This window comes from Pseudomonas sp. BN607, assembly GCF_029871175.1.
Taxonomy (GTDB): domain Bacteria; phylum Pseudomonadota; class Gammaproteobacteria; order Pseudomonadales; family Pseudomonadaceae; genus Aquipseudomonas.
The window spans coordinates 1-21,416 of sequence record NZ_SSOE01000031.1 but is presented as its reverse complement, the minus strand read 5'-3'; the positions used below and the strand labels follow the sequence as shown (position 1 = coordinate 21,416).

The following is a 21,416-nucleotide window of genomic DNA, read 5'->3' as shown; positions in this document are numbered from 1 at the left end:
CCATGAACAGTTTGCCAGCCGAAGCGTTTGTTTCTCGCAGCCCTCGGGCTGATGTGTTGCACACCTGTGCGTTGACTGACCTTACCGAATTGGCGCGAGTCGGGTTCCGGGGCGCTGACAGCGCGGCGTATTTGCAGAACCGAGGCTACCGTTTGCCGCCGCTCCCCAACAATGCCGTGCGCCAGGAAGACGGTGGCTGGGTAGCGCGGTTGTCGCAGACCGAGTACCTGCTGCTGGGCAGCCTGGCCGATGAGGGTGCACGGGTGGCTGGCGCTGAGGCCGAATGGGCACAGGATGCCCAGCTCAACTACCTGCTGCCACGCCAGGACAGCCATGCCTGGCTGCAGCTGTCGGGTGAATTTGCCAGTGCGGTGATGGCCAAGTTGTGCGGGGTGGATTTGCGTGCCGAGGCGTTTGGGCCTGGCGCGGTGGCGCAAACCTCGGCGGCACGGATCAATGTGATCGTGCTCAATGTGGGCAGCGATCAGCGACCGGCGTTGCAGTTGCTGTTTGATCGGGCATCGCTGGCGTACTTCCGTGATGCGCTACTCGATGCCATGGCGGAATTCGATGGCGGGTGGGTCGGGGTGGATGAGCTGATGTAGCGCCCTGTACCCGCCTCTTCGCGGGCGCGCCCGCGAAGCAGCCAACTCGGTATCGAAGATCAGAGCTGCACCAGCCGCTCACGCAGGAAGGCCACGAACCCCTGCACCGGCCGCGCCACCTGCCGGTGCTGTGGGTACACCGCTGACAGCTGCAACGCCGGTGTTACCCACTCATCCAGCACCGTCACCAGGCGCCCATCCGCCAGCGCCTGCCCAACGATGAACGTCGGCAGGTAGGTCACCCCCATCCCGGCAATCGCCGCATCCCTCAGCATCTCGCCGTTATTCGCGCGCATCCGCCCGGCCACCTGGATCGACTGGGCTTTGCCAGCCTGCCTGAACTGCCACTGCACCTGCCGCGAGTGCCCATAAGGCAGGCAGTCATGCGCGGCCAGATCTTCCGGCCTGGCCGGCACGCCCCGCGCCGCCAGATACGCCGGGCTCGCGCAATACACCCGCTCCACATCGGCAATTCGCCGGGCAATCAGGCTGGAGTCCTCCAGCGCGCCAATCCGCAGCGCCAGGTCATAGCCCTCACCAATCAGGTCTACCGCACGATCACTCAGGTCCACCTCCACATCCACCTGCGGGTGCAACTGCAGGAACTCGGTCAGCAAACAGCCGAGGTGCGCCATGGCAAAGGACAACGGCGCGCTCAGCCGCAAGGTGCCGCGCAAGGCCTGGGCCTGGCCGCTGATGTCGTGCTCCACCTGCTGCACCTCGCCCAGCAGGCGCAGCGCTGACTGGTAGTAATGCTGGCCCAGGGGCGTGGCGTCCAGGCGCCGGGTGGAGCGGTTGAGCAGACGCACGCCCAGGCGTTCTTCGAGCTGCATCAGGCGCCGGCTGACCGATTGCTTGGACATGCCCAAGCGATCGGCGGCGGCAGTGAAACTGCCAGCCTCCATGACCTGGGCAAAGATCCGCATGTCTTCGTAAGGGTTCATTGTCTCGCTCTTGGTGACAGTAAAACGCTTTATAGCGGCTTTTTCCCATCGCTGCACCTGCCTAATCTACGCACAAGTCGCAGCGATGGCCCAGCAGGCCAGGCAAGACGCCCATTACCCACACTTGCACAGAAAAGGATTCGCTCATGAACATTGTCCACAAAACCCTCACCGCTTCCCTTCTGGCCCTGTCCGTCTCCAGCGCCTTCGCCGCTGGCAGCCCAGGCGTCGAACAACACACCCAGGCCTTCCTCGAAGCCTTGGAACAAGGCGGCGGCAAGCCACTCGAGCAGCTCAGCCCGAAAGACGCCCGTGCGGTGCTGACCGGCGCCCAGGCCTCGGTCAAGGTGGACCTCTCCGGCATCGAGGTGAAGGCACGCACCATCCAGGCCAACGGCCAGTCGATCAAGCTGCAAGTGGTGCGCCCGGCCAATGTCAAAGGTGAATTGCCGGTATTCATGTTCTTCCACGGCGGCGGCTGGGTGCTGGGTGATTTCCCTACCCACCAGCGGCTGATCCGCGACCTGGTGGTTGGCTCTGGTGCAGTTGCGGTCTATGTCGACTACACCCCCTCACCTGAGGCGCACTACCCGACCGCGATCAACCAGGCTTACGCCGCGACCCAGTGGGTGGCCGAGCATGGCAAGGAAATCGGCGTGGACGGCAAGCGCCTGGCCGTGGCCGGCAACAGCGTCGGCGGCAACATGGCGGCGGTGGTAGCGCTGAAGGCCAAAGAAGCTGGCACCCCTGCCTTGCGCTTCCAGCTGCTGCTGTGGCCGGTGACCGACGCCAGTTTCGAGACTGCGTCGTACAAACAGTTTGCCGAAGGGCACTTCCTGACCACCGGGATGATGAAGTGGTTCTGGGACAACTACACCACGGATGCCAAAGCGCGGGAACAGATCTACGCCTCGCCACTGCGGGCCAGCAGTGAACAGTTGAAAGGCTTGCCACCGGCGCTGGTGCAGACGGCTGAGTTCGATGTGCTGCGGGATGAAGGCGAGGCCTATGCCCGCAAGTTGAATGCGGCCGGCGTGACAGTGACCTCGGTGCGCTACAACGGGATGATTCATGACTACGGCCTGCTCAACCCGCTGAGCCAGGTGCCGGCGGTCAAAGCCGCCATGCGCCAGGCAGCGGGGGAGCTGAAAACACATCTGCAATGAGTCAGTAAGGACAAGACCCGCATAAGCGGGTCTTGTCCTTTCGACATTTCGCCGCCGCGAACCGGCCGGCGAGCCAGACTCAGGCCTCAAACCCTTCGACGATGATCACCTCAGCCTTTGCCGCACCGTGGCGATGGCTGCACGCCTCCTGGTACAGCTCGGACCGATAGCACGCCACCGCCTGTGCGTACGAGTCGAATTCGATCACCACGCTACGCTGAGGGGTAGGCCGCCCTTCCATCGCCTCGCTGCGCCCGCCACGGGCCAGGAAGCGGCCGCCGAACGCCTTGAAGGCCGCCGGCGCTCGCTGGGTGTATTGCTGATATTGCTCGGGGTCTGTCACGTCCACATGGGCGATCCAATAAGCCTTCATGCGCTGCTCTCCTGCTACGGCGATATTTGTGTATGATGGTATACCATAAAAACCACCCCACCACAGTGAGCGTGCAACATGGCTTTCAACACCATCGAGGAACTTCTCGAGGACTACCGGCAAGGCAAGATGGTCCTGCTGGTGGATGACGAGGACCGCGAAAACGAAGGCGACCTGCTGATCGCCGCCGAGCGTTGCGACGCCCGGGCCATCAACTTCATGGCCCGCGAAGCGCGTGGGCTGATCTGCCTGACCCTGACCGACGATCACTGCCAGCGCCTGGGCCTGGAGCAGATGGTGCCGGCCAACGGCAGCGTATTCAGCACTGCGTTTACCGTGTCGATCGAAGCGGCCACCGGCGTCACCACCGGCATTTCCGCCGCCGACCGCGCGCGTACCGTGGCGGCAGCCATGGCGCCCAACGCCCGCCCCGAAGACCTGGTCCAACCCGGCCACATCTTCCCCCTGCGTGCCCGCGAAGGCGGCGTGCTGACCCGCGCCGGCCACACCGAAGCTGGCTGCGACCTGGCGCGCCTGGCGGGCTTCAGCCCAGCCTCGGTGATCGTCGAAGTGCTCAACGACGATGGCACCATGGCCCGCCGCCCGGACCTGGAAATATTCGCCGCGCAGCATGGCATCAAGATCGGCACCATCGCCGACCTCATCCACTACCGCCTGAGCACCGAGCAGACCATCAAGCGCATCGGCGAGCGTGAGCTGCCGACCGTGCATGGCACCTTCCGCCTGGTCACCTATGAAGACCGCATCGAAGGGGGCGTGCACATGGCCATGGTCATGGGCGACATCCGCCGGGCGCAGCCGACCCTGGTGCGGGTGCATGTGATCGATCCGCTGCGCGACCTGGTCGGTGCCGAGTACGCCGGGCCGGCCAACTGGACGCTGTGGGCGGCGCTGCAGAAGGTGGCTGAGGAAGGCGCGGGCGTGGTGGTGATCCTGGCCAATCATGAATCCTCGCAGGCCTTGCTTGAGCGCGTGCCCCAGCTGACCCAGCCGGTACGGCCATACCAGCGTGGCCAGTCGAAGGTGTACTCCGAGGTGGGTACCGGGGCGCAGATTCTGCAGGACCTGGGCGTGGGCAAGCTGCGCCATCTGGGGCCGCCGCTGAAATACGCGGGGCTGGCGGGTTATGAGCTGGAGGTGGTGCAGAGCATCCCATTCGAGCCTGGGATTACAGGTTGATCCACGGCCCCTGCGGGAGCGGGCAAGCCCGCGACGCAGACACCTCGGTGCATGGCACGGGCTTCGCCCGTGTTCGCTTGGGTGCCCGCTCCCACAGGGACCGCGCAAGCTTTTAGGCACCGTTCAAGTCAGTTACCCCGACCAGCAACAGCCCCGGGCTGAAAGCGGAGTGATGGCCGGTCGCCTCATACCTCTTGCCAAAAGTTTGGAATACCATAATATGATATCCCGTAGACCTTGAATCTGCAGGCCGGCACCTACAATCACAAACGGCCACCTGACACTTTGTTTTAGCTGCTCCCCGAACACTGTTGGCGGGCGCACCACAAGCCCCGCCTCGAATAACAAAAGCAACGAGGGCGTAACCATGCTGTTGAGCAAACGTGTAACCGCAGTGCTGTCCGCCAGCCTGCTGACCCTGGCTTGTCAGGCCGCCCAGGCCGCCGAGAGCCTGAACTTTGTCAGCTGGGGCGGTACTACCCAGGACGCCCAGAAAGAAGCATGGGCCGTACCTTTCACCAAGGCCACGGACATCAAGGTTGTCCAGGACGGCCCTACCGACTACGGCAAGCTCAAGGCCATGGTCGAGAGTGGCAACGTGCAATGGGACGTGGTCGACGTGGAAGCCGACTTTGCCCTGCGCGCCGCCAGCGAAGGCCTGCTGGAGCCCCTCGATTTCAATCAGATCAAACGTGACAAGATCGACCCGCGCTTCGTTTCCGACCACGGCGTCGGCTCGTTCTTCTTCTCCTTCGTACTGGGCTACAACGAAGGCAAGCTCGGTGCCAACAAACCGGTCGACTGGACCGCCCTGTTCGACACCAAGACCTACCCGGGCAAACGCGCCCTGTACAAATGGCCAAGCCCCGGTGTGTTGGAACTGGCCCTGCTGGCCGACGGCGTAGCGCCAGACAAGCTCTACCCGCTGGACCTTGACCGCGCCTTCAAGAAGCTCGACACCATCAAGAAAGACATCGTCTGGTGGGGCGGTGGCGCCCAGTCGCAGCAGTTGCTGGCGTCTGGTGAAGCCTCGCTTGGCCAGTTCTGGAACGGTCGTGTCTACGCCCTGCAGCAGGACGGTGCTCCGGTGGGCGTGAGCTGGAAACAGAACCTGGTCATGGCCGACTTCCTGGTCATCCCCAAAGGCGCCAAGAACAAGGACGCGGCCATGAAGTTCCTGGCCAACGCCAGCAGCGCCGAAGGCCAGGCCGAGTTCGCCAACAAGACGGCCTACGCCCCGGTGAACGTCGACAGCGTGGCCAAACTGAACAAGGACCTCGCGCCAAACCTGCCGACTGCTTACGCCCAGGACCAGGTCACCCTCGACTTCGCCTACTGGGCCAAGAACGGTCAAGCCATCGCCGCGCGCTGGAATGAGTGGTTGGTCAAATGAAAGTCGCCATCAACGCCCTGCAAAACGCGCAAGGTGCCCCTACGGGTGCCGGCGCCCCGGGCACCGCACCGCGCCGTGCCAGCCTGAGCCAGCGCTGGAAAGGCAGCCGCAACCTGCTGCCAGCCCTGCTGTTCCTTGGCCTGTTCTTCTTCGCCCCGCTGGTCGGCCTGTTGCTGCGCGGGGTGCTGGAGCCAACACCAGGGCTGGGTAACTACGAGCAGCTGTTCGCCAACTCGGCCTATGCACGGGTGCTGTTCAACACCTTCTCGGTGGCCGGTGTGGTCACCCTGATCAGCGTGCTGCTGGGCTTCCCGCTGGCCTGGGCAATCACCCTGGTGCCCAAGGGCTGGGGCCGCTGGCTGCTGAACATCGTGCTGTTGTCGATGTGGACCAGCCTGCTGGCACGTACCTACTCGTGGCTGGTGCTGCTGCAGAGCTCGGGGGTGATCAACAAGGCGTTGATGGCCATGGGCATCATCGATGCCCCGCTGGAAATGGTGCACAACCTCACCGGCGTGGTAATTGGCATGAGCTACATCATGATCCCGTTCATCGTGCTGCCGTTGCAGGCGACCATGCACGCCATCGACCCGATGGTGCTGCAGGCCGGCTCGATCTGTGGCGCCAGTCCGTGGACCAACTTCTGGAAGGTGTTCCTGCCGCTGTGCCGCTCGGGGCTGTTCTCCGGGGCGCTGATGGTGTTCGTGATGTCGCTCGGTTACTACGTCACCCCGGCTCTGCTGGGCGGGGCGCAGAACATGATGCTGCCCGAATTCATCATCCAGCAGGTGCAATCGTTCCTCAATTGGGGCCTGGCCAGCGCCGCCGCCGCACTGCTGGTGGTGATCACCCTGGTGCTCTTCTACCTGTACCTGAAGCTGCAGCCGGAATCCCCGGTTGGCAACGCGAGGTAAACCGCCATGCTCCTGTCTCCCAATGCCATGGGCCGCCCGCTGCGCACCGGCCTGTACCTGACCACCGGGGTGATTGCGGCATTCCTGCTGCTGCCCGTCGTGTTCATCGTGTTGCTGTCGTTCGGCTCGTCACAGTGGCTGGTGTTCCCCCCGCCGGGCTGGACGTTCAAATGGTACGGCCAGTTCTTCTCCAACCCGGAGTGGATGGACGCCGCCCTGGCCAGCCTGAAAGTGGCCGTGCTGACCACCATCGCCGCCGTGTTGCTCGGTTTGCCCAGCGCGTTCGCCCTGGTGCGTGGCCGCTTCCCGGGCCGCGAGCTGCTGTACGGGCTGTTCACCATGCCGATGATCGTGCCGCTGGTGATCATTGCCGTAGCGGTGTACGCGCTGTTCCTCAAGCTGGGCTACACCGGCACGCTGTTCGCCTTTGTGGTCAGCCACGTGATCGTCGCCCTGCCCTTCACCATCATTTCGATCATCAACTCGCTGAAGCTGTTCGACCAGTCGATCGAGGATGCCGCGGTGATCTGTGGCGCCTCGCGCCTGCAGGCGATCTTCAAGGTGACCTTCCCGGCGATTCGCCCGGGCATGATCGCGGGTGGCCTGTTCGCCTTTCTGGTGTCGTGGGACGAGGTGGTGTTGAGCGTGATGATGGCCAGCCCCGACCTGCAAACCCTGCCGGTGAAGATGTGGACCACCCTGCGCCAGGACCTTAGCCCGGTCATCGCCGTGGCTTCGACCTTGCTGATCGGCCTGTCGTTGCTGGTCATGTTCATTGCCGCCGCCTTGCGCCGGCGCACCGAAAACGCCTGAGCGCGGAGAAAACAACAATGAGTGCAGTGATCAAAGACAACGCGCACGGCAAGACCCTGGTCAGCCTGCGCGGCCTGAACAAGCACTACGGCGACTTCACCGCCGTGGACAACCTCGACCTGGAAATCCAGGATGGCGAGTTCCTGACCTTCCTCGGCTCCAGCGGCTCGGGCAAGTCCACCACGTTGTCGATGCTGGCCGGCTTCGAAACACCCAGCAGCGGCGAGATCCTGGTCGACGGCCAGTCGTTGGTCAATGTGCCGCCGCACAAACGCGATATCGGCATGGTGTTCCAGCGCTATTCGCTGTTTCCGCACCTGAACGTGCGCGACAACATCGCCTTCCCGCTGGCCATCCGCAAACTCAATGCTGCCGAAACCAGCAAGCGCGTCGACGCCATGCTCAAGCTGGTGCAACTTGAGAAGTTCGCCCACCGCAAGCCGTCGCAGATGTCTGGCGGCCAACAGCAGCGCGTGGCGATTGCCCGGGCGCTGGTGTACGAGCCACGCATCCTGCTGATGGACGAGCCGCTTGGCGCGCTGGACAAGAAGCTGCGTGAAGACCTGCAGGACGAACTGCGCCAGCTGCACCGCCGCCTGGGCATTACCATTGTCTACGTGACCCACGACCAGGAAGAGGCCATGCGCCTGTCGCAGCGCATCGCCATCTTCAGCCACGGCAAGATCGTCGGCCTGGGCACCGGGTACGACCTGTACCAGAATCCGCCGAATGCCTTTGTTGCGTCGTTCCTCGGCAACTCCAACTTCCTGCGGATCAAGGCCAGCAGCAATGGCGCAGGCAGCTTCGAGGGCCAGCCAGTGGCCATCCGCCTCACCCCAGGCCTGGCCGCTGCACAGGACGCACTGATCATGGTGCGCCCGGAAAAAGCCCTGGCCCTGACCGCCGAACAAGCAGCGCGCGAGCCACTGCCGGCGGGCTGGAACGAGGTCAGTGCCAAGGTTGGCGAAGTGCTGTTCCTGGGTGAAAGCCAGACCTGTCATGTGGTGACTGCAGGGGGTACCGAGCTGACGGTGAAGGCCCTGTCGGCCGCGGGCATGCCCATGCAGCCGGGCGACAGCGTGAAGGTGCGCTGGGCAGTGGCCGATGCGTGCATCTACACCGAATGGGCCGAAAGTGACCTGAGCAAATCGGCCGGGGCGCATTGAGGTCGCCGGGGCCGCTTTGCGGCCCCACGGCCTGTCACATTTTCATCACGCCTTTGTCGTAATCTGCCGGCCAACTCTATGCCACAGGGCCACCCGGCATGCCCCGTCTGCTTGTCCTGCTGCTCACGTTGCTACCCCTGGCCACCCTGGCCGAACCCGTGCATTTACGTGCGCAAGGCTCCAACACCATCGGGGCAGCGTTGCTGCCGGCGCTGGTGCAGGGGCAATTGCGTGCACAGCAGGCCAGCGCCATCGAACAGCAGCCTGGCCAACGGCCCAACGAAACCGTGATCAGCGCGCGCGACGTGCATGGCCGGCCGTTGCGCATCGACATCGCTGCCCACGGTTCCAGCACCGGTTTCATCGCCCTGGGCCGTGGCGAGGCCGACCTGGCCGCTGCCTCTCGGCCGATAAACGACAGCGAACTGCAGCAGTTGCGGGCCCTGGGCGACCTGCGCGCAGCCAGCGCCGAGCAGGTCATCGGCCTGGATGGTGTCGCGGTTATCGTGCACCCCGACAACCCGTTGCCACAACTGACCACCGGGCAACTGGCGCAGATTTTCTCCGGGGAGGTCCAGCGCTGGGAGCAACTGGGGGTCAGCGGTGGCGCCATTCACCTGTACGCCCGGGATGACCGCTCCGGTACCTTCGAGACTTTCAAGGCTCTGGTGCTGGAGCCGCAGCATGCTGAACTGTCCGCCAAGGCCCGCCGGTTCGAATCCAGTGAAGAACTGGCCGCGCGGGTGGGCGGCGACCGCCAGGCCATCGGTTTCAGCAGCCTGGCTGCTGTCCACGGGGCCAAGGTACTTGCCGTCGCCGAAGGCGACGCACCGGCCATGCTGCCCGAGCGTGCGCTGGTGGCCAGCGAGGACTACCCGCTGTCGCGACGCCTTTACTTCTATCTGCCAGCCAACGCCAAGCCCGAGGCAAAGGCCTTGGCCGATTTTGCCCAGAGCCCGGCCGGCCAGGCGATCGTCGCCCAGCAGGGCTTTGTTTCGCAGCAGATCAAGGCCCAGCCAGTAGTACCCCAGGCCGACATGCCGCCACGCTACCGCAGCCTGGCCCAGCAGGCGCAGCGCCTAAGCGTGAACTTCCGCTTCCAGGAAGGCAGCGCCAGCCTCGACACCAAGGCCCTGCGCGATGTGCAGCGGGTGGCCGAGTACCTGCGCCAGGCTGGCAAACTGCAGGGCAAGGCGGTGCTGGTGGGCTTTGGCGACCCTAAGGAAACACCCGGCCGCGCCGCCTTGCTCTCGCGCTTGCGCGCGCAGGCGGTACGCCGCGAACTGGCACGCGATGGGGTGGAGGTGCTAGAGGTCACCGGCATGGGCGATGAACTGCCGGTGGCCGGGAACGAACTGGAACAAGGGCGGCTGCGCAATCGACGGGTCGAGGTATGGGTGTACTGAATTTTGGCAGCGGGCTTGGCCGCGAACACTGGCGGAGCCGGTGCCTTCCACAGTGTTGGATTCTTCGCGGGCAAGCCCGCTCCCACAGAGCCCCTGCTTGAGCATGGATTATGTGTTGTCTACGAGACCCGGCGGGTGCTGCAGGGGCGCTGGCAAAGAAATGTAACAGCTCCCCATTCGGCATCACCGGCAAACGGGTCTAGGCTCAAGCCCATGTGATACCGGGCCCCTCTGACGGCTTCCATGCCGTGATGTCGGATCACTGTTGCCATGCAACGTCGACATTCAAGGAGGGGCTCATGACAGCTCTGCAAGCATTCCTCACCACTCCGTTTCTCGGTACCAGCGCCTGGCTGTGGCTGGTATTCCTGGCCATCGTCATCGGCTTGCTGGTACTCGACCTCGGCGTGCTGCACCGCCACGACCGCGAGATAGAAATGCGCGAGAGCCTGCTGCTGTATTCAGGCTACTTCAGTGTCGGTGTGCTGTTCGGCGTGTGGGTCTGGTACCAGCTGGGCGCGCAGTCGGCCCTGGAGTTCTACACCGGTTTCCTCGTCGAGCAGTCGCTGTCGATGGACAACGTGTTCGTCATGGCGATGATCTTCAGCTACTTCGCCATCCCCCGCCGCTACCAGCATCGCGTCTTGTTCTGGGGCATCCTCGGGGTGGTATTCCTGCGGGCGATCATGATCGGCGTCGGCGCCGCGCTGGTGCAGAACTTTGCCTGGGTGCTCTACATCTTCGGCGCATTCCTGCTGTTCACGGGGGTAAAAATGGCGCTGTCGAAGGAAGACGGCCACCCGGACCTGGCCAATAACCCGGTCATCAAGTTCGTACGTCGGCACATGCGGGTTACCGACCAGATCCACGGCTCGCACTTCTTCATCCGCCAGACCCCGGCCGGCCACAGCAAGGCGCTGCGCTACGCCACACCGTTGTTCCTGGCACTGGTGCTGATCGAACTGGCCGACCTGGTGTTTGCGGTCGACAGCGTGCCCGCCATCTTCGCCATTACCCAGGACCCGTTCATTGTCTACACCTCGAACATCTTCGCCATTCTTGGGCTGCGCTCGCTGTACTTCGCGCTGTCGTCGTTGATGCACCGGTTCGTGTACCTCAAGTATGCGTTGGCGCTGGTACTTATCTTTATTGGGTGCAAGATTTTCTATCACGGCATGGTGGGCAAGGTGCCGGCGCTGGTGTCGTTGGGGGTGACGTTCGGGTTGTTGCTGGGTGGGGTGGTGGTTTCGTTGATCAAGACACGGGGGGAGAAGGTAGTGATCGTAGATCAGCCCCTCGAGCAACCTGCAAATGCCGATCGTGCTGTCGACCAGAAAGAGGAAGACCCGCAGATGCGGGTCTGATTTCCCCTACTTGAACTTAAATAACGCCCATACAACCACCATCCAGATGCATCCAGCCATGCTTAGCCAGGCTGAAATTTTCAACCTGCGTTTAAGCTTCTTCGGAAACGCATTTAGCTCGCCAGCATCCAGTTGACCCATTCGCAGCGCTAACCATGGAAATGCCACTAGCCCACTTACCGTACATAGCGTCATCCAGCGCCACTTGAATGACCCAGAACCCCAATAACGCTTGATGCTTTCAAAATAGGGGTTACTGGTGATGGCCGAGCAGGCGGCATCATAATCTTTGGCCAGCGTCGAGACAGCACTAAGGACTAATCCTGGTATGACGATAGCGAAAGGACTTAATAGAAGCGCCACTTTAGCAAGTGATTGCCAGCCAGTAATGTCAATCACTGGTTGCCTCGTAAATAAACTCGCCTACGAACTCACCGAGCTTCCCGCCCAGCACTCCTCCGGCCATCCCGCTGACGCCCACCAGTACAATCCCGCATACCGGCGCAGCCAGACCTGCCGAACCCATAGTAACAGCGGCACAAATTGTTCCCGATACGAGGTTTGCTCCTAAAGTGCCAGCCATTGCTCCGGCGGTTCCAGTAGCAAAACCTCCAGTCTCGGTCAGTCTGACTTTTTTACAGTCTTCGGTCTCCTCAGCCCGACAAGCGTCTTGCACCTTTAAATATGAAGAAGCTCCACCTAACCCAATCGCGGCATACCCTCCATATTCAAGATACTTGCTGAGCCGTGCCACCTTGTCCAGATGCGTCGCATACCCCGGAATCTGCCCCGGCCCGCCCGCTTTCGACCAGTGATGGACTAGACTCTTGGTCGAAATATTCAAGCTCTTCCTCAAGCGCTCATAGTTCCCAAGGTTCAACTGTTTGTTCAAAAGTGCTGTTTTCAACTGCCCATCCAGCTGCTGCAGAAGCCGCCGCCGTTCAGCAAAAAAGCCCGGGCTGTTCAAGTGCCCGTGGCGAATGAACTCCCGCTGGTGCAATTGCTCGATGCTGGTCAAGGTATGGCTGACCTGCTTCAAACCTTGGTCCAGCATATCCTTGCCCACGCCCATGGACAGGCTAGCGTCGCTGAGCAACCCCGCAATCTCGGCCTGATGCTTCATCATGAAGTCCGCTTCGGCGAAATCGAGCACCGCCAGCGCACGCCGCGCATGCTGCGCCGCCGCCATCAGCTGGCCTTCCTCGCGGGTGCAGGCGCCACCATTGTCAGGGTCACCGATAACGAAAATTTCCCCGGCCTTGAACCCCTGTTCGAACGTAGGGTTGAGCCGCTGCAGCCGGGAAATCGGCAACGTGGCATCGTGTTCGGCCAATTCCAGCAGTACCTGTGCGAATGACATGCGTCGCGGAATAACGTAGAAGCCAGGCTCCAGGGTACCGGGCATCGCCACGGCAATGGGTTGGGAGAAACGTTCGGGGTAAACGAGGGTTGAAGGCTCGCCAACGTGGGTGTTCGGGCGCACTGCAACGGAATGCCTGGACGGTGGTATTTCATTTACCGGTGCAACAACCCGATTGCTGCCCGGCGAGCAACCACAGAGAACCAGCGCACCGTCCATGGCCACCCGGCGGCCATCGGAAATAACATGGTCCACACCTTCGGCGACCATTCCCACCTGCCCACAAACAGGGCATGCCGTGGTGTGGTCACCTTCGCGCAGCACCATTCGACCCTCGTCGAGATAGCCCGCATCCGTCGCAATACACACGGCCCCCGTTGTGGTCACATCGCCATCTACCGCCTGACCTTTTCCCTCTAGGCTGACGCGCATCCTCAAGCTCCCTGTGGGTGGATAGGGTTAGAAACCTATCACCCACAGGGCGGCCTCAAGCGCTTGGAACAGAGAATCAGAAGCCTCCTACAAGTTATCCCGAACTTGCGGTAGCAACCCGCTATCGCCCGCTGCGCAACATCTCCACCGGCACATACTTGCCAATTTCATATTTGCCAATCGCCGCCCGGTGCACTTCGTCCGGCCCGTCGGCCAGGCGCAGGGTGCGCTGCATGGCATACATGTAGGCCAGCGGGAAATCGCCGCTCACCCCTGCCCCGCCATGAAGCTGAATCGCCCGGTCGATTACCTGCAAAGCCACGTTAGGCGCCACCACCTTGATTTGCGCAATTTCGCTGCGTGCCACCTTGTTGCCGACGGTGTCCATCATGTATGCCGCTTTCAGCGTCAACAGCCGGGCCATGTCGATTTCCATGCGCGAGTCGGCGATCTTGTCAATGTTGCCGCCCAGGCGTGCCAGCGGCCGGCCGAACGCCGTGCGCTCAACCGAGCGCTTGCACATCAATTCCAGCGCACGCTCGGCCATGCCGATCGAACGCATGCAGTGGTGGATACGCCCCGGGCCCAAGCGCCCCTGCGCGATCTCGAAACCACGGCCCTCGCCGAGAATCACGTTTTCATAGGGCACCCGCACGTTTTCGAACAGCACTTCAGCATGGCCATGCGGCGCATCGTCGTAGCCGAATACCGGCAACGGGCGGACGATCTTCACGCCCGGCGCATCGGTGGGCACCAGGACCATCGAATGCTGCTGGTGGCGTGGCCCTTCAGGGTCGGACAGGCCCATGAAGATCATGACCTTGCAGCGTGGGTCGCACGCGCCGGAAGTCCACCACTTGCGGCCATTGATGACCCATTCGTCACCGTCACGCACGGCTGTGGCGGCCATGTTGGTAGCGTCCGAGGAGGCTACGTCCGGCTCGGTCATGGCGAATGCCGACCGGATCTCCCCACGCAGCAGCGGCTCCAGCCACTGGCGTTTCTGCGCCTCGCTGCCATAACGCACCAGCACTTCCATGTTGCCGGTATCCGGCGCCGAGCAGTTGAACGGCTCTGGCCCGAGCAGCGAGCGGCCCATGATTTCTGCCAGTGGGGCGTACTCCAGATTGCTGAGGCCGGCGCCGTATTCCGACTCGGGCAGAAACAGATTCCACAGCCCTTCGGCGCGGGCCTTGGCCTTGAGCGCTTCCATGATTGCAGTTGGCTGCCAGCGGTCGCCCTCGGCAACCTGCCGTTCGAACACCGCCTCGGCGGGGTAGACGTAGGTGTCCATGAACGCTGTGACGCGCTCGCGCAGTGCCTGGACCTTGGGCGAATAGGCGAAATCCATCGGGGCTACCTTCACGGTTCGGAGTACATGGCCAGAGCCTAGAGCAGCATGGCCCCATCCACCTAGTCTATTTTCCGCGTGTATAAACATTCATAACCGATATATGATCGGCTGATAATTCCAACAAAGAGCGGCGCCCATGAACCTCAGCAAGGTCGACCTCAACCTGTTCATCGTGTTCGATGCGATCTACACCGAAGCCAACCTGACCCGCGCCGGGCAGATCGTCGGCATCACCCAGCCAGCAGTGTCCAACGCCTTGTCGCGGCTGCGCGAAACCTTCAACGACCCGCTGTTCGTCCGCACTGCGCAAGGCATGGTGCCCACGCCCATGGCGCAGAACATCATTGGCCCGGTGCGCAACGCCCTGGCGCTGCTGCGCACTTCGGTCCAGGAAAGCCGCATCTTCAACCCGCAACAGGCGAACAAGACCTTCCGCATCAGCATGACCGACCTGACCGAGGCGGTAATCCTGCCACCACTGTTCCAGCGCCTGCGCCGCCTGGCCCCAGGGGTGCTGATCGAAAGTTTTCTGTGCAAGCGCCGCGAGACCACCAAGGAACTCGCTGCTGGCCGCCTGGACTTCGCCATCGACGCCCCCTTGAACACCGACCCGCAAGTACGTCACGTCAAACTGATGCAGGACCGCTACGTGTGTGCCTTGCGCCAGGGTCACCCGCTGGCCGACAGCAAGCTGACCCTCGACAGCTACCTGGGCATGACCCATATCCATATTTCCAGCCGCCGCAACGGCCTGGGCTATGTCGACCTGGCGTTGGGCAAGATGGGCGTGCAACGCAAGGTAGCCCTGCGGTCGCAACACTACCTGATGGCTTCGCAGGTGTTGCAGCAGACTGACATGGCGATGACTGTGCCCGAGCGATTCGCCCGCCGCCATCAACTGCGTTACCACCCCCTGCCGGTGGAAGTGCCCGCGCTGGAAACCCACCTGTATTGGCATGAAAGTACCGACCAGGACCCGGCTAACCGCTGGATGCGCGAGCAGATCACGGAGTTGTGCGAGCGTGTGGTGGCCGATGAAGAAAGGGCTGTAGAGCTAGCCTGAGCAGGTCAAAGAGGGGCTGCTTGCATGCCCTTCATCAGAGCGAGAAAATATTTCTATCTAAATCACTCCATGTAGAAATATTTTTCACAGAATCTTGGTTAAGAGCTGCTGTAAGTGAAAAATATCTCTCAATCCGCGGGTACGCTGATTGCATCGATCGCCGACTGACATGGACCCGCCCCAATGCCTAGCGCCCCGCTCTACTTCGACTACGCCGCCACTACCCCGGTCGACGACCGGGTCATCGAGACCATGCTCGCCTGCCTGGGCAGCCAGGCCAACTTCGGCAACCCGGCATCCAGCGGCCATGCGTTCGGCCAGGCTGCCCGCGATGCAGTGGAGCATGCCCGCCAGCAAGTGGCCGACCGCGTTGGTGCACAAGCTGCGGACCTGGTGTGGACGTCTGGCGCGACCGAGTCGAACAATCTGGCGCTCAAGGGCATTGCCCAAGGCGTCGGCCAGCCCGGGCACCTGATCACCAGCCAGCTGGAACACAAGGCAGTGCTCGACACCGTGGCCGAACTTCAGCGCCAGGGCTGGGCCGTTACCCGCCTGGCACCGGATGCCGCCGGCCTGATCCAGCCAGCTGCCGTACAAGCAGCGTTGCGCGCCGATACCCGCCTGGTATCGCTGATGGCGGTCAATAACGAACTGGGCACAGTCACCGATTTTGCCGCGATTGGCGAAAGCGTTCGCGCTCATGGCGCCCTGCTGCATGTGGATGCGGCGCAAGCCGTTGGCAAGCTGGCGATCGACCTCAGCGCCCTGGCTGTGGACCTGATGTCGTTCTCGGCACACAAGGTGTACGGACCCAAGGGTATCGGTGCGCTCTATGTGGGGCCACGCGCCCGCGCCTTGATGCGTGCGCAGATACACGGCGGTGGCCATGAACAGGGCCTGCGCTCAGGCACCCTGGCAACCCACCAGATCGCCGGTATGGGCAGCGCCTTCGCCCTGGCCGGTCAACCCGGCGACAGCGAGCACCTGCGCCTTGCGCAATTGGCCCAGCGCCTGCGCGAAGGCCTGCTGGCATTACCCGGCGTCACCCTCAATGGCTGCGCTACGCAGCGCATTCCCCATACCCTCAACCTGCGCATCGCCCACACCGGCTTCAACAGTGCAGCGCTGGCCAGCGAGCTGGCGTTGTCGACCACCTCGGCGTGTAACTCGGCAAGCAATGCAGCGTCGCATGTGCTGCTGGCGCTGGGGCTGGATGAGCACCAGGCACGCAACAGCCTACGCTTGAGCATCGGCCGCTTCAGCACCGACGCCGAAGTAGACAAGGCGCTTGAAGTGTTCGCCCGGGTGCTGGCAGCGGCATCGGCAGCACTGTGGTAGACACGCGTCAGAACAAGCGGCTGTCGGGGGTGAAGTCCTCGACCTGGATCGTCGCGCTCTGCGCCTGCGGGTGCCGGGGGTTGAACAGGTAATTGGTGGTACTGGGCATGATCGCGCTCGGTACTGGCAACAGCAACGCTGAACAGTCGTCCAGAAAGCGGTTGCCCAGGGCGCGGGTCAGCTCGGTATGCCCAGACCAGCCAGGCTGCAAGGCAGGCAGCTGCGCTTGCGTAACAGTGTCGGGTAACTCGATGCGGATCAAGCGCATGGTGGTGGGGAAATCCTCGGGGTCGATCTCCAGGTGCACCAGCACCTCGAGCATGGCCCCCGACGGGCTGGTGGCGGCATACACAACCGGCCGCCCCGCCTGATGCCAGCGACCACTGACACGCAAGCCGCCGGTACCACTCAAGTCTGCATAAGCGCTGATGCGCCATAGAATCACAGACCAAAACCCTCGGCGATCTGCAACAGCATCTCTTCGACTTGGGTGGTGCCTTGCTGGGTGGTGAGCATCTGCATCGGCGTCAGCCCCGAGAAGCGCTCCTTGGGCTTGGACAACCAGCGCTTGGCCTTGCCCGCTTCGCCGAACACGGCCTCGGCCATGGCGGTGATATGCGCCGAGCGGAACAGCCGATCGCTTTCTTCCACGGTAAGCGGTTGGTCGCGTTCGATGCGGGTTTTCAGGGTACGCAACGGAATGATCTGGTCACGCTCCACGGGGGTGAACACCCCACGCTCGGTCAGTGTCACCAGCCAAGTGGCTGCGAAACCATGGGTAATGCGGGTGTGGATTTCAAAGTCACTGGCGAATTCGGGGATTTCCAGCAGCGCCTCAAGGCGCGCCCGGTACGCATGGTAACCGTTGTCGCGAAGCACTTCGGCAAGCATGGCAAGGTCCTCATTCGGCGTTTGCCGACAAGTATGCGGCATATGCCGGAGCAATGCCAGCCTGGGACCAGGCACTGCTCCGCGCTCGACGAGGGGAATGACTCAGCATTGAACAACCTGGGCGGCGTTGGGACGCGCTGGCCAAGGCCGCGCCCCTCACCTGGCGATGCGGCCCCAGGAACTCACAGGAAGGTGAATACCTGCGCAGCCGGCAACCGCGATTTGCTCAGGCCCGCATTGAAATCGCTCTCACTGCGATACCCCAGGCTGAGCATCACCACGCTGGTGAACCCACGCTCGCGCAACCCCAGTTCCGCGTCCAGAAGCTTACTGTCAAAACCTTCGATCGGCGTGGCATCCAGCCCGTGCGCTGCCGCACCCAGCAAGGCCGTACCCAACGCCAGATAAGTCTGCTTCTCCATCCAGTGCTGCACGTCCTTATAGTCGAAACGGTGCAGGTCCACATAATGGCGACGGCTCTGGTTCTGCGCCGCACGCCCCTGCTCGTCACGGAAACGCCCGTCGGCAGCCTCTTGGTCGAGCACGCTGTTCAGGTGCGTTTCAGTCATCTCGGTGCGGCTGCAAAACACAATCACATGCGAGGCGTCGAGAATCTTCGGGGTGTTATAGGCATAGCGTTCGGCTGTGCTCTTGGCCAGGCGGGCCTTCCCTTCAGCGCTGTCGGCAACAACGAAGTGCCATGGCTGGGAGTTGACCGAAGACGGGCTGTGGCGCAGTTGTTCAAGCAGGGCATCGACAGTGGCCTGAGGAATACGGCGCGAGGCATCGTAGGCTTTGGTGGTGTAGCGGCGCTTGGCCAGCGAGACGGTATCCATGCAACAGCTCCGGGTATGAACGTGGTTTGCCTGGCATCTTATATTTCCCTACTAAAAGAAAAAGTGGGAATATTCAGCAACACTTTCATCCCTGGAGTGAAAATGCTGCGCGTCACCGACCTGCAATTGTTTGCCCGCAGCAGCGTGCTGGGCAGCTTCACTTCCGCCGCCCACGAAGCCGGCCTGCTGCCTGGCCAGGTGGCTGCGGCAATCAAGCGCCTGGAGCGCGACCTGGATGTGCGCCTGTTTGCCCGCACTACCCGCAGCCTGCGCCTGACCGCCGAGGGCGAGCGCTACCTGCCCACCGCGCTGAATGTGCTGGAAAGCCTGCGCCAGGGCCACGAGGACCTGCACGGCACCCCCAACACCCTGCGCGGCACCCTGCAGGTTTCGGCGCCGTCCGACATGGGTCGCAATATGCTGCTGCCGTGGCTGAGTGCCTTTCGCCGTGAGCACCCGGCGTTGCAGCTGCGCTTCTTCCTCTCCGACCAGATTGCCGACCTCAACCGGGACCCAGTGGATGTGGCCATCCGCTATGGCCTCAACCAGGACGCCAACTACATTGCCCTGCCGCTGGCCGCCTGGAACCGCCGGGTGCTGGTCGCCTCACCCGACTACCTGGCCCGCCATGGTCGCCCGTCTAACCCCGACGCCCTGCAGCAACATGCCTGCCTGCTGTACATGCAGCACAACCGGGTGTACGACAAATGGCAGCTGGGCAACCGCACCGTGCACGTGCACGGGCCACTGGTGAGCGACGATGCCGACGTCATCCGCCGCCTGGCCATTCAAGGCGAGGGCATCGTGTATAAATCGTGGCTGGATGTGAGCGCCAACATTGCCGCCGGAGAATTGGAAATCGTCTTGCCCGAACTCCTCGGCGAAGCGACCCCGGTCACCCTGGTCTGCCCACACCGCAAGCAACTCACGCCTGCGGTGACGCAATTGCACCGCTGGCTGCGCGAGCGCTTCGACCAACTGCGTGACCGGGCACTGACCAACGGCTGCACAATCGTTCCAGACTGAACAGGCCGGGTACGCTAAGGTAGCCCTTTACCCCCAAGGCACACCTTCATGAGCAATTGGATCGACTTCAAGCAAGATGCCGACACCGGCATCGAGTCGGTCCGTGCGCATTTTGTCGGGCATGCCTACGACCCGCACTGGCACGACAGCTTCCTGGTCGGCGTGACCGAGCAGGGCGTGCAGCAGTTCAACTGTCGCCGGGTGCGCCACCGCAGTACCCCCGGGCAGGTGTTCCTGCTTGAGCCCGGCGACATTCACGACGGCTTGGCCCCCACCGACGAAGGCTTCACCTATTCGACGCTGTACCTGGAGCCGGCCTGGCTCGACCAGCAACTGCGGGCGCTGTTCGAGCAAGCACCAGGCAACAGCCTGCCCAGCTTTGCCGATACCCTGTGCCAGGATGAGCGCCTGGCCCGGGCCACCGGCCTCGCCTTCCGCGCCGTGCACGACCAGGACTTGCGTATCGTCCGGCAAACCGCCACCGATGACCTGCTGGCCTGCCTGACCCGCCACCTGCACTGGCGCCGGCGCGTCAACCCCGACCCGCGCCTGCCGCTGACCGCGCAGCGCGCGCGGGACTACCTGCACGCCAACCTGGAACGCGACATCGGCCTGGAGGACCTGGCGCAAGCCTGCGGCATCGACCGTTTTCGCCTCACCCGTGCATTCAAGGCCGCGTTCGGCATTGCACCGCATGCCTACCTGATCCAGTTGCGCCTGGCCCGTGCGCGGCGTCTGCTTGCCCAGGGCCAGACGCCTGCCGAAGTGGCCGTGGCCTTGGGCTTTGCCGACCAAAGTCACTTGGGCCGCTGGTTCCGTCGCGCCTACCAGTTGACCCCAGCGGACTACCGCAGGCGCTGCTCAAACCTTCCAGACTGAGTGCCTGCAAGCCGCGAGCATGGTGCTTCGATTTCTCGGAGTGCTTGACCATGTCGCAGTCGTTGTTGCCCTTCATCCTGTTTGCTTTGGTGTCCAGTATCAGCCCGGGGCCAACCAACCTGTTGATCCTGGCCCATGGCGCCCGATTGGGCCTGCGTGCCAGCCTGGCGCCAATCCTGGCGGCCTGTGGCGCAGCGGCGACGATCGTTTTGCTGGTCGGGCTGGGGCTGGGCGAGCTGTTGCTGCGTCACCCGCTGGCGCAACAGCTGATGAGCTGGGCCGGGGTGCTGTGGCTGAGCTGGCTGGCGTGGAAGATGCTGCGCAGTGCCGCTGCACCGCTGCGGGAAGGCAATGGGCAAGGCTTCAGCGCATTCAGCGCCGCCTCGCTGCAGGTGGTGAACCCCAAGGTGTGGTTGATGGCTGTGGCGGTGGTCGGGGTATTCGCCGCACCCTCGTTGCCGGTGTGGATGCTGGCGCTGGTGTTCTGGCTTATCGCTCTGCCCTGCATGACGGCGTGGGCGATGCTGGGGGTGGGAAGTACGCGCTGGTTGCAGGCGCCGCAGCGGTTGCGAGTGTTCAATCAGGTGTTGGCGGGGATTTTGTTGGTTTCTGCCTGGGCCGCCGTGCTGGCTTGAGCCCTCTGCTGCAAGCTAAGCGAGACCTGTCGGAGCAACTGTCTTACTCAATTTCCAGGATCTTGCGCCCCCCTGTGGGAGCGGCTTTAGCCGCGAACACCGGCGGAGCCGGTGCCATCCACCGTGTTGGATACTTCGCGGGACAAGCCCGCTCCCACAGGTACCCCGCAGGCTTGGGGCTGATGCTGTACCTGAGGAAACAACTGGCTTGCTCAATTTCCAGAATCTAGCGCAATCCCCTGTGGGAGCGGGCTTGTC

22 protein-coding genes are annotated in these 21,416 nt (G+C 62.9%); 14 read left to right on the top strand and 8 right to left on the bottom strand.

The window, feature by feature from the left end:
• Window positions 1–2 precede the first annotated feature (2 nt).
• Window positions 3–605: a sarcosine oxidase gene (locus E8E68_RS08625; protein ID WP_280340708.1), complete on the top strand. Its 603-nt coding sequence runs from the start codon at window positions 3–5 to the stop codon at window positions 603–605.
• Between the two features lie 59 nt (window positions 606–664).
• Here E8E68_RS08625 and E8E68_RS08620 read toward each other — a convergent pair whose 3' ends face one another.
• Complete coding sequence (locus E8E68_RS08620) at window positions 665–1,549, bottom strand: LysR family transcriptional regulator (RefSeq protein WP_266029677.1); 885 nt, start codon at window positions 1,547–1,549, stop codon at window positions 665–667.
• A 146-nt stretch (window positions 1,550–1,695) separates the two neighbouring features.
• Between E8E68_RS08620 and E8E68_RS08615 the strand changes: the two genes are divergently transcribed.
• Window positions 1,696–2,715, top strand: a complete 1,020-nt coding sequence (locus tag E8E68_RS08615; RefSeq protein WP_266029676.1) for an alpha/beta hydrolase — start codon at window positions 1,696–1,698, stop codon at window positions 2,713–2,715.
• Window positions 2,716–2,794: 79 nt separating this feature from the next.
• Here the strand turns inward: E8E68_RS08615 and E8E68_RS08610 are convergent, their stop codons facing one another.
• Entirely contained in the window at window positions 2,795–3,088 is a 294-nt protein-coding gene (locus tag E8E68_RS08610; RefSeq protein ID WP_266029675.1) for a DUF1330 domain-containing protein, read from the bottom strand.
• A 78-nt stretch (window positions 3,089–3,166) separates the two neighbouring features.
• Between E8E68_RS08610 and ribBA the strand changes: the two genes are divergently transcribed.
• The 7 genes from ribBA to E8E68_RS08575 all read left to right on the top strand — a co-directional run bounded on the left by ribBA (window position 3,167) and on the right by E8E68_RS08575 (window position 11,344).
• Window positions 3,167–4,288: a bifunctional 3,4-dihydroxy-2-butanone-4-phosphate synthase/GTP cyclohydrolase II gene (ribBA, locus tag E8E68_RS08605; RefSeq protein ID WP_266029674.1), complete on the top strand. Its 1,122-nt coding sequence runs from the start codon at window positions 3,167–3,169 to the stop codon at window positions 4,286–4,288.
• Window positions 4,289–4,655: 367 nt separating this feature from the next.
• Window positions 4,656–5,681 (top strand): ABC transporter substrate-binding protein, encoded by a 1,026-nt coding sequence (locus tag E8E68_RS08600; RefSeq protein WP_110743267.1) that lies wholly within the window; start codon window positions 4,656–4,658, stop codon window positions 5,679–5,681.
• Window positions 5,678–6,595 carry an ABC transporter permease gene (locus E8E68_RS08595; RefSeq protein ID WP_110743268.1) on the top strand — a complete coding sequence of 306 codons (918 nt, stop codon included), beginning with the start codon at window positions 5,678–5,680 and terminating at the stop codon, window positions 6,593–6,595. The genes E8E68_RS08600 and E8E68_RS08595 overlap by 4 nt, the downstream gene beginning before the upstream one ends.
• Before the next feature lie 6 nt (window positions 6,596–6,601).
• Window positions 6,602–7,408: an ABC transporter permease gene (locus E8E68_RS08590; RefSeq protein ID WP_003256236.1), complete on the top strand. Its 807-nt coding sequence runs from the start codon at window positions 6,602–6,604 to the stop codon at window positions 7,406–7,408.
• Between the two features lie 17 nt (window positions 7,409–7,425).
• Window positions 7,426–8,574: an ABC transporter ATP-binding protein gene (locus E8E68_RS08585; protein ID WP_266029671.1), complete on the top strand. Its 1,149-nt coding sequence runs from the start codon at window positions 7,426–7,428 to the stop codon at window positions 8,572–8,574.
• Between the two features lie 98 nt (window positions 8,575–8,672).
• Window positions 8,673–9,980: a phosphate ABC transporter substrate-binding/OmpA family protein gene (locus tag E8E68_RS08580; protein ID WP_266029670.1), complete on the top strand. Its 1,308-nt coding sequence runs from the start codon at window positions 8,673–8,675 to the stop codon at window positions 9,978–9,980.
• 299 nt (window positions 9,981–10,279) lie between these two features.
• Window positions 10,280–11,344, top strand: coding sequence for a TerC family protein (locus E8E68_RS08575; protein ID WP_280340701.1), 1,065 nt, complete (start codon window positions 10,280–10,282; stop codon window positions 11,342–11,344).
• Between the two features lie 6 nt (window positions 11,345–11,350).
• Here the strand turns inward: E8E68_RS08575 and E8E68_RS08570 are convergent, their stop codons facing one another.
• The 3 genes from E8E68_RS08570 to E8E68_RS08560 all read right to left on the bottom strand — a co-directional run bounded on the left by E8E68_RS08570 (window position 11,351) and on the right by E8E68_RS08560 (window position 14,487).
• On the bottom strand, window positions 11,351–11,743 hold the full coding sequence (locus E8E68_RS08570) for a hypothetical protein (protein WP_280340700.1): 393 nt from the start codon (window positions 11,741–11,743) through the stop codon (window positions 11,351–11,353).
• Window positions 11,736–13,136, bottom strand: a complete 1,401-nt coding sequence (locus E8E68_RS08565; RefSeq protein ID WP_280340698.1) for a PAAR domain-containing protein — start codon at window positions 13,134–13,136, stop codon at window positions 11,736–11,738. The genes E8E68_RS08570 and E8E68_RS08565 overlap by 8 nt, the downstream gene beginning before the upstream one ends.
• A 121-nt stretch (window positions 13,137–13,257) precedes the next feature.
• A complete protein-coding gene (locus E8E68_RS08560) occupies window positions 13,258–14,487 on the bottom strand; it encodes an acyl-CoA dehydrogenase (protein WP_280340696.1) in 1,230 nt (409 codons plus the stop codon).
• Window positions 14,488–14,626: 139 nt separating this feature from the next.
• Here E8E68_RS08560 and E8E68_RS08555 point away from each other — a divergent pair, with 139 nt between their 5' ends.
• Window positions 14,627–15,553 (top strand): LysR family transcriptional regulator, encoded by a 927-nt coding sequence (locus tag E8E68_RS08555; protein ID WP_266029664.1) that lies wholly within the window; start codon window positions 14,627–14,629, stop codon window positions 15,551–15,553.
• A gap of 183 nt (window positions 15,554–15,736) precedes the next feature.
• Entirely contained in the window at window positions 15,737–16,891 is a 1,155-nt protein-coding gene (locus E8E68_RS08550; RefSeq protein WP_266029663.1) for an aminotransferase class V-fold PLP-dependent enzyme, read from the top strand.
• 7 nt (window positions 16,892–16,898) lie between these two features.
• Here E8E68_RS08550 and E8E68_RS08545 read toward each other — a convergent pair whose 3' ends face one another.
• The 3 genes from E8E68_RS08545 to nfsB form a co-directional block, all read right to left on the bottom strand.
• On the bottom strand, window positions 16,899–17,336 hold the full coding sequence (locus E8E68_RS08545; protein ID WP_110743282.1) for an RES family NAD+ phosphorylase: 438 nt from the start codon (window positions 17,334–17,336) through the stop codon (window positions 16,899–16,901).
• The gene (locus E8E68_RS08540; RefSeq protein ID WP_110743283.1) at window positions 17,333–17,782 is read right to left on the bottom strand and encodes an antitoxin Xre/MbcA/ParS toxin-binding domain-containing protein; all 450 of its coding nucleotides are present in this window, start codon (window positions 17,780–17,782) and stop codon (window positions 17,333–17,335) included. The genes E8E68_RS08545 and E8E68_RS08540 overlap by 4 nt, the downstream gene beginning before the upstream one ends.
• Before the next feature lie 182 nt (window positions 17,783–17,964).
• On the bottom strand, window positions 17,965–18,618 hold the full coding sequence (nfsB, locus tag E8E68_RS08535; protein ID WP_280340692.1) for an oxygen-insensitive NAD(P)H nitroreductase: 654 nt from the start codon (window positions 18,616–18,618) through the stop codon (window positions 17,965–17,967).
• Window positions 18,619–18,720: 102 nt separating this feature from the next.
• Between nfsB and E8E68_RS08530 the strand changes: the two genes are divergently transcribed.
• From E8E68_RS08530 to E8E68_RS08520, 3 genes are read left to right on the top strand one after another with little or no spacing between them, the layout of a single operon-like run.
• Window positions 18,721–19,644 (top strand): LysR family transcriptional regulator, encoded by a 924-nt coding sequence (locus E8E68_RS08530; RefSeq protein WP_280340690.1) that lies wholly within the window; start codon window positions 18,721–18,723, stop codon window positions 19,642–19,644.
• A gap of 48 nt (window positions 19,645–19,692) precedes the next feature.
• A complete protein-coding gene (locus E8E68_RS08525) occupies window positions 19,693–20,523 on the top strand; it encodes an AraC family transcriptional regulator (RefSeq protein WP_266029658.1) in 831 nt (276 codons plus the stop codon).
• Window positions 20,524–20,573: 50 nt separating this feature from the next.
• Window positions 20,574–21,158 (top strand): LysE family translocator, encoded by a 585-nt coding sequence (locus tag E8E68_RS08520; protein ID WP_110743287.1) that lies wholly within the window; start codon window positions 20,574–20,576, stop codon window positions 21,156–21,158.
• The last annotated feature ends 258 nt before the right edge of the window (window positions 21,159–21,416 follow it).